Raw genomic sequence first — 13624 nt, forward strand, 5'->3', positions numbered from 1 at the left:
ATTCGGGTCACCGCCGGCGTGCAATCGGGTGCTCGGGATTCAGTTGCAGCAAATCCCACAGGTTGCCGTACAAATCTGCGAAGACCGCAACCATGCCGTAGTCCTGCTGTTTCGGCTCCCGCACAATCTGCACGCCATTCGCTTTCAGGCGTTCGAAGTCGCGCCAGAAATCGTCCGTATTCAGGAACAGGAATACCCGGCCGCCAGCCTGGTTGCCGACAAAGGGCTCCTGCTCCGGCTTGGACGCACGCGCCAACAGGATCGTGGTGCCACAGCCACCCGGTGGCGCCACCACCACCCAGCGTTTGTCCTGCTCCGCCTGGTAGGTATCGTCGAGCAGTTCGAAGCCGAGCGTCTTGACATAGAAATCTATCGCCTCGTCGTAATCGCGCACGACGAGGGCAATGTGGACGATTGATTGTTTCATCTCAAGGTTGCCTTTGTACGTAGTCTTGCACTGCGTGAAAAATCTTCCCCACGTCCGCCGCATACAGACGCGATGCATTCCAGCAGTTGTATTCAATGATGCGGATGCCTTCCGACGTCTCCGCAAGATCCATCGTGAACACTGCGTGGGGGTGATACAGATGCGCGAATTCGCGCGCGGCCGCGAAGATGTCGGCAGGAATATTCGCGTTGAAATTTGCCGTCCCCGCAAAGCGGTACATCGAACCTGTAACGACTTCGCCCTCTACTACGAAAAAGCGATACTCCGCAATGATCGTCTTGCAGGAGGCGATGACCACCGTTTCGTCGCACCAGTTGCGGGCCTGCGGTTGCCTGGCAATGAAAGCTTGAATCGTCTCGCCGGCTGCAAGAATTCCAGCATCGAATGCCTTCTCGTCCTTGCTTGGCTTGATGAACTTGTCACGATCGAATGCCAGCATCAAATTGGCCGCAACCGGATACATCGTCGCGTCGCTGTTCAACAAAGGCAGGCCCAGCCCAGCGTAATAAGCCTGGTCGAATTTCTGCTCGTCATAGAAGATCCCATTCCTGAGCTGGTCCAGGTATCGCGGCCCGTGGCTCAGTTGGTCAGCGAAAATCCCCTCGGCCAGCTCGGAAATCCCGGTAGCGGTATTCAGTAGCGCGTGCAGCCGAGTGCCGCCCCGAACGATAATCTTTTCGTCGGGGTCCGTCAGGATGTACTCGAGGTTTAACACCTTGCTCGAGGATGGCAAGATGCCAAAGCCGTCATATGCAAATCCGAACCGTTCGAGGGCCTCGATCGCATCCGCGCGGTTTGCCATCGAAAAGCCTTCTTTCTGCACCAGCCATTTGACTTTTCCGGTCATTGCTTGCGCACCTTGCGCCAGACCTTGCGTACCACCAGGCCGAGCACGAACAGGATCAGCGCCCACGGCAGCATGTATGCCGTACCCGTGATTGCGGTGGCGATGCCTTCCGACAGGTTGCTGCCATAATCGCCGAGCGAGCGTTTGACCGGCGACCAGAAACCGCGCTGGGTGCGGGACTGGATCGAAATGTTCAGCAAGTCCATATTGACTCGTTCCATCAGCCGCGCTTCGACGCCGGTCGCGGATTCGAGTTCGCTTTGCACCGTCGCCAGCTCCTGCGACAGTTTGATCAGCGCGTCGGCGTTGTTGCCGGCCTTGGCCTCCAGCGCCAGCAGCTTCTCGCGGTAGGAACGCAGCATGTCCAGGCGCTTGGCATTGTCGCGGATCGGGCTTTCCAGGTCTTCCGCCGCCGTGTTGCGCGACGCCACCTCGCCACCGCTTGCCGCCAGCGCGACCAGCGGCTCCACGCCGGCCTTCTTGATGCGGACGCGGATGTGAGCGCGCGATTCGCGGCCGCCCTCGACGCCGGAGGCCAGCAGCGTACACTGGCTGGTCACGTCGGCCTGGCAAGCCGCCACCAGCTTGTCGAGCAGCGGCTTGACGCCGCCTTCAGGGGAGTCGACCGTGACAGAGTGTTCATATGCCAGGTATTTTCCACGTGCTTGCGCGCCGGCAGCTGCGGCATGCTTCCCTGGCGGCCCGCTGTATGCGAGCTCCCCGGCCGCGCCCGAAGGGTGATGCTGTGAGCAGCCCTGCAGTGAAAACAGCAAAAGCAACGCCAGCACGCTTGACCTTACCATGGTAGGAAGGACTAAAGTATGTTTACCCATAAGACGAAAGGAACTCCAAATGTATGAACTGACTGTGGAAAATATGACTTGCGGCCACTGCGTCTCGGCCGTGACGCAAGCCGTGCACACCGTTGACCCGGCAGCGTTTGTCGAGGTGGACCTGAAGGGCAAGCACGTCAAGGTCAACTCCGCCTCGGCGCTGGAACCGATCAAGGCGGCCATCGTGGACGCGGGCTATCCCGTCACCCGTGCGGCTTGATGCGGACACCCTGCTCCAGTTCCGGGTAATGCCGGAACACGTCGTCCTCGTTGTTGACGAGGCGGCGCTTGGATGCCAGGTAGGCCGCGACCCTGGGACGCGAGGCCACGCGTCCGGCTAGCCGCTGCAAGCCAGGCCAACGGCCGTCATAGGCCGCCATCGCCTTCGGGAAGGCATAGCGCAAGCCGTCCAGCAGCTGGAACAGCGACAGGTCGACATAACTGAGCTTGGAACCGACCATCCAGCCGCCGCGCGACTGGTTGACCCGCAGCACAGTTTCGAAATAGTCCAGGTACTTGGGGATGCGCTCGATCACAAAATCACGCGCCCGCGTCTTCGATTCCCGCGCCTGCTCTTCGTAATACATATTGACCGAGATCGGGTGGTGCGTATCGTGCGCCTCGCCGACGATGTCCGCGATGGTGAGCTGTAGTTGGTTGCACCACAGCCGCCCTGCTTCGGAGCGCGGCGCGAGCTTGTGCCGCGCCCCGAGGAACATCAGGATATTCGCTGTCTGCCCGATCATGAGTTCGCCCGCCTGCAGGATGGGTGGGGCAAACGCTGCACGCGGGTGGATGCCGCCGGCGATCAACTCGGTCATCGCCTTCATGCCGCCTTTGCCACGCGCCACATCGATGTAGGGGACGTCGGCCTCCTCCAGCGCCAATCGCACGAATTCGCCGCGCCCCTGGATCGTCGGCCAGTAGTAAAGCTTGTAAGGCTCCATCAGTGCACCTCCTGTGCCAGCAGCCATGCTTCAACGGCGCGCACTTCCTCGCGCGGATCGTCGCCCTCCGGCCGTACAACATAAAAGTCGAATCCGCCCAGCACCGGGCCTACCGGCGCTTCCAGCAGCCCCATACTGATTTCTTCACGCACCAGCGGTAAGGCGGTAAGCACCACGCCCTGCCCCGCGATCGCTGCCTGCACTGCATGCGACTCCTCCGAAAAGCGCGCGCCTGCGGCGAGGTCCAGCGCGACGCCTGCCGCTTTCGCCCATTTATCCCAGGTAATCGCGCTCTTCAAGCCACGCTGCCAATCGAAATGAATCAGAGGATGTCGCGCCACGTCGCCGGCCTTGCGCAGCTTCAGGCGCGGACTGGCGACCGGTGCGAATCCCGCCTGCAGCAGGCGCTCAGCATGCAAGCCCGTGAAGTGCCCGCCGCCGCCGCGTACCGCCAGGTCCGCCGCGCCTCCAGCCAGGTCAACCGGACTATTACTGGCCTGGATGTTGAGGGCGATGCCGGGGTGGGCCGCGTTGAACGAAGCGAGCCGCGGCACCAGCCAGCGCGCCGCGAAAGACGGCGTAGTCGACAAAGTGACGCTGCGGCGCTGCTCGCGCCGCAGCCGTTCAACACCCGCGGCAATGGCGTCAAAGCCGTTGCCGGTCGCTTGCAGCAGGATGCGCCCTTCGGGCGTCAATTCGACAGCACGGGTCTTGCGCAGGAACAGCCTCACTTCCAGCGCCTCCTCCAGCGCACGCACCTGGTGGCTGATCGAGGTGGCGCTGACCGAAAGCTCCTCGGCAGCCAACTTGAAGCTTTGCAGCCGCGCGGCTGCTTCAAAGCTGCGCAGGGCGGGCAGGGATGGCAGGCGGCGTTTCATGCTATTTACTATACATGAATTCAGTTCATCCATCCGCTGAGAATTGATCGTTTGTCACCGTCCGTGGCCAGGCGCACAGTATGCCCATCGCAACGTGACGGAGAAAGACAAATGACCACCATCCTGCATATTGATTCCAGCGCCCGGCCGGGCCGTTCCGGCGAACAATCGCATGGCTCGCATACGCGGCGCCTGACTGCACATTTCATCGAGCGTTACCTGCAGCTCGATAGCAGCACAAAAGTCATCTATCGCGACGTCGGGGCGGCGCCGCCATCGCCGGTTTCCGGCAGTTGGGTGCATGCCGCATTCACCCCGCCTGCAGCCCGCGAGCCGTGGATGAAGGAAGCCCTGGCCCAGAGCGATACGCTGGTTGATGAACTGCTGGCGGCCGATATCATCGTCGCCGGCGTACCGATGTATAACTTTGGCCCACCGGCCCAGTTCAAGGCATGGATCGACAACATCGTGCGCGTCGGGCGAACTTTCGGTTTCGACCGCTCACGGGCTGGCGAACCTTATTGGCCGCTGCTGGCGGATGCCGGCAAGCAGCTTGTGATCCTGTCCTCGCGCGGCGACCATGGCTACGATCCCGGCCAGCGGCTGGAGGGCATCAACCACGTCGAAGCTTCGGTGCGCAGCGCGTTCCGCTACCTGGGCGTGACGCAGGCATATGGCGCGGCCATCGAATACGATGAATTCGGCGACGACCGGTTGCAGCGCTCCATTGCCGATGCCGAACGCGCCACCGCGCGCCTTGCGGAAGCCGTCGCAGCCCCGCGCATCGCGGCCAGCCGCCGCGCCGCCTGAGCGCCGGCAGGACTCGGGCAGCTTGGCTATAATGGCCTGATGCCCGAACTCCACACCATCTTACTGCTCGCCGCAGCTGGACTTTTCGCCGGCACGCAGAATGCGTTGGCCGGCGGCGGTTCCTTCATCACCTTCCCGGCCCTGCTTCTGGCCGGCCTGAATCCCGTCGCCGCGAACATGACTTCCACGGTCGCCATGTTCCCGAGCCAGGCGACATCGGCCATCGCCGGACGCAAGTTCGCCGAAGGTGTCAGCGGCCTGACCTTCCCCCAGCTTTTCACGATCAGTATCGTCGGCGGCATTTTTGGCGCCATCCTGTTGTGGATCACGCCCCCGACCTTTTTCGCCAAACTGGTGCCCTGGCTGGTCCTGTTTGCCACCACCATGTTCGCCTGGGGCGCCTTCCGCCGCCAGCCGGTGCAGGCGGCATCCAGCATGCCGAAGTGGGTGCTGGCGGTGATCCAATCCTGTATTGCGGTCTACGGCGGCTACTTCGGCGGCGGCATCGGCTTCCTGATGCTGGCAGCACTGACCATCGCCGGCCAGCAGATCCGTGCCGCCACGGCCACCAAGAATATGCTGGCCATGGCGATGAACGCCTCCGCCACCCTGATCTTCGCCTTCTCCGGCATGATCAGCTGGCCCGCCGCCCTGGCCTTATGCGCGGGTGGTATTGCGGGCGGTCTTCTGGGTTCGTGGCTGATCTACCGTCTTCCCCCGCAACTGATGCGCATCTTTGTGGTGATCGTCGGCGCAGTGCTCACCGTGTACATGTTCCTGCGCTGAACCGAGGGTCTGCAGGATCGGGCAATCCGGGCGGTCGTCGCCGTGGCAGGTTTTCGCCAGGCTTGCCAGGGTGTCGCGCATTTCGGTCAGCTCCACGATGCGCTGGTTCAGCTCATCCACATGGCTCATCGCGATAGTCTTCACGTCCGAGCTGGCACGGCCGGTGTCCTGCCATAGCGACAACAGGTCGCCAATCTGCTCCAGCGAGAACCCCAGGTTGCGGGCGCGCTTGATGAAGCGCAGCGTATGCAGGTCATTTTCGGCGTAAACGCGGTATCCGCTGTCGGTGCGCGCGGTTTCGCGCACCAGGCCAATGCTCTCGTAGTAGCGGATCATTTTGGCGCTGACGCCGGATGCGCCGGCGGCTTGTCCGATATTCATTCCTTTACTCCTTCGAAGGTTGCCAGCGGCGCAGCAGCAAGGCATTGCTGATCACGCTGACCGAGCTGAATGCCATTGCCGCGCCGGCCAGCAAAGGATTCAACATGCCGAGCGCCGCCAGCGGAATCCCTGCCACATTGTAGATGAAGGCCCAGAACAGGTTCTGGCGGATCTTGCTGAAGGTGCGATGCGAGATGTCAATCGCGTCCGCCACCAGCAGCGGTTCGCCGCGCATCAGCGTGATGCCTGCGGCATTCATGGCCACGTCGGTACCGGTGGCCATGGCGATGCCAACGTGCGCCGCCGCCAGCGCCGGCGCATCGTTGATGCCATCGCCGACCATGGCCACGCGCTTGCCTTGCGCCTTCAGCCTGGCGATGACAGTGGTCTTGTCGGCTGGCAGGAGGTTGGCTTCCACGCTGCCGATCCCCATTGCCAATGCCACCCCTTGCGCACTGCCCAGATTGTCGCCGGTCAGCATGACAGTGGCGATGCCGCGGGCATGCAGCCGCGCGACGGCGGCACGGGCATGTTGTTTCGGCTGGTCGGCGAAGGCCAGCAGGCCAAGCAACTGCTTGCCGCCGGCGTCGGCCAACCAGGAAACCGTGTGGCCGGACGCCTCCAGCTCGCCGGCATGCCGCTGCAACGGCGCCAGGTCGACGCCGCGTTCCGCCATCAGGCGTCCACTGCCCAGCAGCAGTGCCAGGCCGTCAACGGTCGCCGCCACGCCGCGCCCGGCCAGCGTGGTGACAGCGTGTGCGGTGAGCGTGGGCAATGCGTCAGGGGCACCGGTTTCCGCATCGAGCACTGCACGGGCCAGCGCATGCTCGCTGCCGCGTTGGATCGCCGCGGCAAGTTGCAGCGCTCGAGCGGCCGGCACGCCATTCGGCAGCATGTGCGCCAGCACCGGCTTGCCTTGCGTGAGCGTGCCCGTCTTGTCGAACACCACGGTATCGACCTGGCGCGCCATCTCCAGCGCTTCGGCATTCTTGATGAGAATCCCATGCCGCGCCGCGACGCCGGTACCGGCCATGATCGCAGCCGGCGTGGCAAGACCCAGCGCACATGGGCAGGCAATCACCATCACCACCACCGCATTGATCACGGCCTGTTCGACGTTGCCGGCCCCCAGCCACCAGCCGGCAAAGGTCAGCGCCGCGATCACCAGCACCACCGGCACGAACACCGCCGCCACTTGATCGACCAGCTTTTGCACCGGCGCCTTGGCCGACTGCGCGTCTTCCACCAAACGGATGATTCGCGACAGCATGGTCTCTGCGCCGGTTGCGCCGGTACGTACCAGCAGCAAGCCCTCGCCATTGATTGCGCCGCCGGTGACATGGTCGCCAAGCTGTTTCGCAACCGGCAGGCTCTCGCCGGTAATCAAGGACTCGTCGACGTGGCTGGCGCCATCCACCACGTCGCCATCCACCGCCACGCGCTCGCCGGCGCGGATCACCACGATATCGCCCACCCGCACCTGGTCGATCGGCAGGTCGGCATCCGGCTCGCCGTGTCTGCGGACGCGTGCAGTCGCCGGCCGCAGGTCCTGCAATGCCCGGATGGCGGAAGCGGTCTGTCGCTTGGCGCGGGCCTCCAGCCATTTACCCAGCAGGACCAAGGTCAGCACCACCGCCGAAGCTTCGAAATACAGGTGTGCCATGCCCTGCGACGGCGCCAGCACCAGGTAGACGCTCAAGCCATACGCTGCCGAAGTGCCCAGCGCCACCAGCAAGTCCATGTTGCCGGCACCTGCTTTCAGCGCCTTCCAGCCCGCGCGATAGAAGCGCGCACCGAACACAAACTGCACCGGTGTCGCGAGCAGCCATTGCAGCCAGGCCGGCATCATCAGGTGCATCCCAAACCACTCCGCCACCATCGGGACCAGCAGTGGCGCCGACAGCGCGGCGGACAGGATCACGGCCAGGCCTTCAGCAATGCGCGGCGTGGCACCGCCTGCCGGAGCGGCCACTTCGCTGGCGGCGTAGCCCGCCTTGCCGATGGCCTGCTGCAAGGCGGCAAAGGCCAGCGGCGCATCGGAATCGACGCGCGCGCTCTCGGTTGCCAGGTTGACAGCGGCATGCGCCACGCCCGGCACGCTCGCCAGCGCCTTTTCGACGCGGCGCACGCACGATGCGCAACTCATGCCTTCGATACGGACGGTTTGCTGGAACTGACTCATGGGATACTCCTCGCCTATGCTCTGGCGACCAGTATCAAGTATCCCATGATGGGAAGGTCAAGGCTTTTTTATCGGACTTCGCAGTCGACGGCCCGTGGTGGCTGGCTGTTGGCCGTCGACTTACCACCTTGCACGGTGGTATTGAAGATCGGCGGCGGATTGAACTGCATGCCCGGGTTCTGCGGCAAGATCACGGGCGGCATCGCCGTGCCCGGCGTAAAACCGAACTGGCCGGCATTAAAGCTGAGGTTGCCGCCCCCATTGTTGAGATGGATCATGCCGTCCAGCACCTGTACGTACAGGCCGGGCGCGCGTGCTGTTTCTGCCGCCGGCAACCTGGCGCCCGGCGGCACCATTTCGGCCACGAACAAGGTACCGCGGATGCCGATGGTCGCGGCCGGCGTCTTCAGCTCGAACTTTTCCTTGCTGCGCTTGCCCAGCAGGCCCGACACCGAGCGCAAGCCGCCCTTGACCAGGTTGAACTGGGCCCGGTCCGCCTCCTGCCTGCCGCTGTCAAAGCTGAAATTCTCAATGGTCAGCGTGCTGTCGGGCCGTAAGGTGATCTCGCTATTGTCGATAAAGCGCACCAGGGCATAGGTATTTTTCTGCGTCACCAGCGTATCGCCGTTCTCGACTTCCGACTTGATGGAGAGCACTTTCGCCGTGCCGTCGGCCTTGCGCGCCATCAGCGGTCCGCTCAACTGGATCACGGTGCCTGCCACAGGGGCCGCCAACGCCAGCGCGGCGCTCAGCCACAGCAGCGCCAGCACCAGGCCGTGGCCGGCCAGCTTAGTTGCAGTACATTTTTGCAGGGGCATCATGCTGTTTCGCTCCGCTGGATTTTTCCTGGGACAGTTGGTCGCTCTTGTCGTCTTTCTTGGCTTTGTCTTTTCCTTCATCCGGTGCACTGGTCAGCGAAGCCTGGCCGGGCGCGGCGCCGTCGCTGGCGCTATTGATCACCTGGATGGTCTGGTTGACGGCGGCCTGCACCGGGTTGGTGGGCTGGGCCTGCGTCGGCGGAAGGACCAGTTGGCAGCCCGGCAAGGTCGGGTCCAGCTGGCACTGGTCGATGGACGTCGGCGGAATCGTCGGCGGATTCACGGTTGCGCCATTGACGCCGATGCTGCCGCCGGGCGCCTGCACGGTGCCGGGCGCATAGCTGACCTGGGTAGCGGCAAGCAGCGTAACGTTGCCCTGCTGGCTTTTCACCAGTGCACCGCCGTCTATCAGCAAATTGTCCCCGCCGCTGCCGCTATTTCCCGCTTCCAGCAGGATATTGCCTGAAGTGGATAGCACACTGCCGTAAATACTGAGCGGGCTGTGCGCGCTCAGGCGGATATCGCCGCTGTCGCTGTTCACCAGGGCGCCGGGCGCCAGCGTCGTGGGGCCGTAATTGTCGAGCGCGATCGCACCGCCATTGCCGGACGCCAGCTTCAACTGCAGCACGGTGAGCGGCGCCGGTGCCCCGGCATTGTTGCTGATGACGATAGGCGCCAGTCCGCTGGCCGCCGTGCTTTCGGCATCCAGCTCGGACACGAAGGTCTGCAGCGCCGCCGCAGCGCTCCCGATATTGGCGCCCGAGCGCGCCACCAGCTTGTTGGCCTTGATGGCCGCGCCGTCGGTCGCCAGCGCACCATCCGAACGCAGCGTCGCGGTCCCGGCAACCTGGACGCCGTTGATATCGTAGCCGCTGCCCTTGCTCGTATCGCCCCCTTGCAGGCGCAGCACCGACAGCGCCTGGTCGCTGCGGAAGTCGAGGTTGCCGGAGGAGACCACGGCTGCGATATGCGCCACCTGGTTGCCGCTGTGGTCGAGCTGCACATTGCCACCGGCTTCAATGCCCAGTTCCAGCACCTTCAGGGCCGCTGCCGCATTGGCGCTGTCCTGCGTGATGCCGGCAGTGGTGAGCAGGCCCAGGCGCGTGGTCAGCGGATTCAGGTTGGCCGCGCCGCCAATGTGGATGGCGCCTGCGCCAAAGTTGCTACCGGCGCCGGTGTCGGCAGCGGTGCTGCCCGCGTTCGCGCCCGGTTTGGTGCCCGGCATGGGTTCGCCGCTGCCGTCATCGCGGTTGCCGATGCCTACCGTTGCGGCGGCAATCCTGTTCAACTGGGTCAGCGACAGGCACGCCGTACCGCAGGCGGCGCCGATGCTGATGCTGTGGCCGGCCGTGGCCGGCGTCAGCGAGGCCAGGTTGGCCGTCACGTCGGCCGTAAAGTCCATCGCATCGGCATTCAGGTGCACGACATCGGCCTGCAGCGGCGCCGCCACCTGCAGCAAGCCCGAGCGCGCTTCCAGTTCCAGCTCGCGGCCCGGCAAGTTGAGCGCACCGCCCACCTTCATGCCGCTGGCGGCGGTGATGAACAGGCGCGGCGTGGCCAGTGTCGCCAGGCCGTTGCTGGCCAGGTAGGTGGTGGGCGCGCCGCTCGGGGCACTGCCGCCCAGCTCGATGGTGCCGGCGCTATCGATCCCGATCATGCCTGCCGCCATGCCGGTACCGGCCGCGCCGGTCAGGACCACGGAGCCGCCGCGCACCTTGATGCTGTGCGCGCTGACCATGGCATTGTTGGTCAGGATGCCGCCTGCCTCGGCGCCCAGGCCGGCAGCGGCGGGCAGCTTGAGCGTTCCCAGCAAGTCCACATTGCCGCTCGTCTGCAGTACCAGCGAAGTGAGCGCCGCAGAACCGCTGAGGTCCAACTGGTCTGCAGTGATATTGCCGGAATGGAAAACGGGCTTGCCACTGGAGTCGAATATGACACCCCCGATCACCAGGTTGGGCGCCGCCAGGCGGCCCAGATCGGCATTGCCCAGCACCAGCCCGCCACTCTCGTTGACGGGCGTGCCGCCCACCCGGATGGCGGCGCCGCCCATGCTGGAAACACGTATGCTATGTGCGGCATTGGCCTGGCCCGCCAGGCTCATCGCATTGGCCTCCAGGCCGATATCGCCGCCACTGAGCTGGGAGCCGATTTCACTGACCAGGCTGCCGTTTGTGGCACGCAGCAGCATGGCGCCGCCGCTGACCGCGGCCGTCCGGGCCAGCCGCAGCGAGGCGCCTTCCAGCTGGACCGGTTTGCCATTGCCATTGACCGGGCCGTTGATCAGCAAATCGTTGGCGCGCACGCGCAGCTTGGCAAAACCGGCAGCATTGCCGGCATCGGATTGGCTCAGCGCCAGCACCGCGAGCGTGCCGCTATCGACATAGTCCAGGCTGCCCACCCCATCGGCCCGCAGGCTGCCTACCTGGTTGCCGCTGCTGCCCAGGTTGACCTGGCCGCTGCCATCCAAGGTCAGGCTGGCCGCGCGCACCGGCGTGCTGATGTCCTGGTTCAGGCTGCTCGCTTTCAAGCGGACATTGCCGGGCGTTTGCACGCCGCCCTGGCCGTTGCCAAATGTCAGGTTCAGGTTGCCGATGTTGCTGAAACTGATATCGCCGGAAGCCGAGGCCGCCAGGCCCATCACTTGGTTGGCCCCGTCCAGCGCCACCGAGCCGGCGTTGATCAGCAGGACCGGCGCGATGATCGCACCGCCGCCACTGACGGCGCCACCGGTCTGCAGGTAAAGTCCGGACTTGGGCTTCAGCACCCCGTTCACCGCGATGGCGCTGCTGGCCAGGGTCAGCAGCGCATTGCCGGCATTGCTGCCCGCCAGGTCCAGCATGCCTTCCACGCTCAGCAGTCCGCCATGCTGGGCGAAGCCGATATTCAGGTTTTGCGTGATGATCGATGCCAGTTCCGCACCGTCCAGGCCCAGTACGCCAGGCGTGCCGTCGCTGGCCTGGCCCAGCTTGATGGCCGTGCTGGCGTGATACGGGTTGAGCGAGACGCTGTTGGCCGCTTGTAGCTGGGCGCCACTGCCGATGCGCATGCTGTCGGCCTTCCAGCGCATTTCCTGCCCCGCCAGCAAGACGCCCGCGCCCACCTCGATTTCCGCGCCGCTCAGCTCGATGACGCCGATGCCGGTCTCGATCCCGGCCGTCAGTTTCACCGCGCCGCTGCCGCTTGCTGCGCCGGATGCCTGGTCATTCGCTTGCAGCCGCAACATGCCCCCGTTGGTGGCCAGCTTGCCCTTGACCATGATGTGGTTGCCGGCCTGCGCCAGCAAGCCCACGCCCGGCGCGGCAATGGCAACCGGGTCGACAAAGGTGATGTCGTGCCGCGCCTGCAAGGTGACATCGGCGCTGGCACCGTTCAACAGCGCGGTGGCCAGTTCCGTGACGCCGGTGGTGGGCCCGGAGAAAAAGGAGGCGACATCGGACAGCGTGGCCGGCATGGTCGGCGTCAGCTTCACTTCGATATCGAAGGGGTCGAGCAGCCACTGGCCGCGCCGGCCCTGTGGCGCGCCCGCGTCGACGCGCAGGCCGCCCAGTTCCAAGCGGTGCGCCGAGGTTTCCACCAGGCCGCCGTCGCCGCCCAGCGCCCCGCCGCGCGCCGAAATACTGCCCTGCACGCTGGCCACCTCGTCGGCCCAGACGATCACCTTGCCGCCCTTGCCGCTACTGAGGGCATCGGCCGCCAGCACCACGTCCTTGCCGACATACACCTGGCGTGCATTGGGCACCTGCGGGTTGGCGCCGCGGTAGTCGCCGCCCACCAGCACGCTGCCGCCGCCCGCCTCGCCGCTGGCGTCGAGGCGGGCATCGCCAACCAGGCCGACCTGCGGCCCCAGTACGGCCAGCGCGCCGCCGCCGCGCGCCGTGGTGCGGCTGCCCCCTTCCAGCATGGTGCGTCCGCTGGCGCGCAAGAGTACCTGGCCTTGTGCACCGCGCACGGCGCTGTCGGCACTGACCGTGCCGCGCTGATTGACCAGCGCGCCGAACATGCCGATGCGGCCGCCTTGCGCCACCACTTGCCCCAGGTTCAGGGCTTGGTCGGACGGCGCCGACAGCACGACCTGCAGGGCCGGGTCGGCGCTGTCCACCAATTGCACGCTGTGGCCGGCGGCCAGCATCACCGCGCCGCCCGGGGCATGGATGATGCCGCTGTTTTCCACTTGCGGCGCCACCAGGTAGACCTGGCCGCCTTGCGGCGTATTGATCAGCCCCTGGTGCGCGACCTTGCCGGCACCGGCGCCGCCGCTGAAATGCAGGCGCCCGGCCAGGAAGTCGGCATCGGACAAGGCCAGGCTCGACGCCACCAGGCCTTGCACGTCGATACGGGCGCCCTGCCCGAACAGCACACCGTTCGGGTTGAGCAGGTAGACCTGGCCGTTCGACTGCAAGCTGCCCAGGATGCGGCTGGGATCCTGCCCGGTGATACGGTTCAGTACCTTGCTGCCGGCGCCCTGTTGCACAAAGCGCGTGAGCTCGTCGGCGCCGATCGAAAAGCTGCGCCAGTTGATGATGGTGTTGGGTGCATTGGCCACGGTGAAGACGTTGCCTTGCTGGCTGAAGCTGGCCTGGCCGGCAGCCACTTGGGGCGCCACGGGATTGGCCTGCGCGCCGCCGAAGCAGGCCGTAAGGGCCACGCCGAGCAGCCTGCGCTGCAATGTGCTGTGCTTGCTGTAGTCCATGTCG

The 13624-nt window shown here is 65.0% G+C and carries 11 protein-coding genes and 1 pseudogene; 3 read left to right on the plus strand and 9 right to left on the minus strand.

Annotated elements, in window-relative coordinates:
- Positions 1-7: 7 nt before the first annotated feature.
- The 3 genes from BM269_RS16440 to BM269_RS16450 are packed head-to-tail and all read right to left on the minus strand — an operon-like array spanning position 8 to position 2068.
- The gene (locus BM269_RS16440; protein WP_090438934.1) at positions 8-427 is read right to left on the minus strand and encodes a VOC family protein; all 420 of its coding nucleotides are present in this window, start codon (positions 425-427) and stop codon (positions 8-10) included.
- A 1-nt stretch (position 428) separates the two neighbouring features.
- Positions 429-1295, minus strand: coding sequence for an ATP-grasp domain-containing protein (locus BM269_RS16445; RefSeq protein WP_090438937.1), 867 nt, complete (start codon positions 1293-1295; stop codon positions 429-431).
- Positions 1292-2068, minus strand: coding sequence for a DUF4349 domain-containing protein (locus BM269_RS16450; RefSeq protein WP_170860397.1), 777 nt, complete (start codon positions 2066-2068; stop codon positions 1292-1294). The genes BM269_RS16445 and BM269_RS16450 overlap by 4 nt, the downstream gene beginning before the upstream one ends.
- A 79-nt stretch (positions 2069-2147) precedes the next feature.
- On the opposite strand from BM269_RS16450, the gene BM269_RS16455 reads away from it, so the two are divergent.
- A complete protein-coding gene (locus BM269_RS16455) occupies positions 2148-2348 on the plus strand; it encodes a heavy-metal-associated domain-containing protein (protein ID WP_090438943.1) in 201 nt (66 codons plus the stop codon).
- Here the strand turns inward: BM269_RS16455 and BM269_RS16460 are convergent.
- Positions 2332-3075 carry a glutathione S-transferase gene (locus tag BM269_RS16460; RefSeq protein WP_211482708.1) on the minus strand — a complete coding sequence of 248 codons (744 nt, stop codon included), beginning with the start codon at positions 3073-3075 and terminating at the stop codon, positions 2332-2334. The two genes, BM269_RS16455 and BM269_RS16460, sit on opposite strands and share 17 nt — an antisense overlap.
- Positions 3075-3953, minus strand: a complete 879-nt coding sequence (locus BM269_RS16465) for a LysR substrate-binding domain-containing protein (RefSeq protein WP_090438946.1) — start codon at positions 3951-3953, stop codon at positions 3075-3077. The genes BM269_RS16460 and BM269_RS16465 overlap by 1 nt, the downstream gene beginning before the upstream one ends.
- A 111-nt stretch (positions 3954-4064) precedes the next feature.
- On the opposite strand from BM269_RS16465, the gene BM269_RS16470 reads away from it, so the two are divergent.
- Positions 4065-4763, plus strand: coding sequence for an FMN-dependent NADH-azoreductase (locus BM269_RS16470; RefSeq protein ID WP_090438949.1), 699 nt, complete (start codon positions 4065-4067; stop codon positions 4761-4763).
- Between the two features lie 39 nt (positions 4764-4802).
- Entirely contained in the window at positions 4803-5549 is a 747-nt protein-coding gene (locus tag BM269_RS29840; protein ID WP_090438952.1) for a sulfite exporter TauE/SafE family protein, read from the plus strand.
- Here the strand turns inward: BM269_RS29840 and cueR are convergent.
- The 4 genes and pseudogenes from cueR to BM269_RS16495 form a co-directional block, all read right to left on the minus strand.
- Positions 5547-5930, minus strand: a pseudogene (gene cueR / locus BM269_RS16480) (Cu(I)-responsive transcriptional regulator); the annotation flags it as partial. The gene BM269_RS29840 and the pseudogene cueR sit on opposite strands and share 3 nt — an antisense overlap.
- A gap of 4 nt (positions 5931-5934) precedes the next feature.
- On the minus strand, positions 5935-8112 hold the full coding sequence (locus BM269_RS16485; RefSeq protein WP_090438955.1) for a heavy metal translocating P-type ATPase: 2178 nt from the start codon (positions 8110-8112) through the stop codon (positions 5935-5937).
- A gap of 68 nt (positions 8113-8180) precedes the next feature.
- Positions 8181-8933 (minus strand): FecR family protein, encoded by a 753-nt coding sequence (locus BM269_RS16490; protein WP_307153629.1) that lies wholly within the window; start codon positions 8931-8933, stop codon positions 8181-8183.
- Positions 8902-13620, minus strand: coding sequence for a two-partner secretion domain-containing protein (locus tag BM269_RS16495; protein ID WP_090438958.1), 4719 nt, complete (start codon positions 13618-13620; stop codon positions 8902-8904). The genes BM269_RS16490 and BM269_RS16495 overlap by 32 nt, the downstream gene beginning before the upstream one ends.
- Between the last annotated feature and the right edge of the window lie 4 nt (positions 13621-13624).

Origin of the sequence: Duganella sp. CF458 (assembly GCF_900113115.1) — a bacterium.
Classification (GTDB): Bacteria; Pseudomonadota; Gammaproteobacteria; order Burkholderiales; family Burkholderiaceae_D; genus Rugamonas.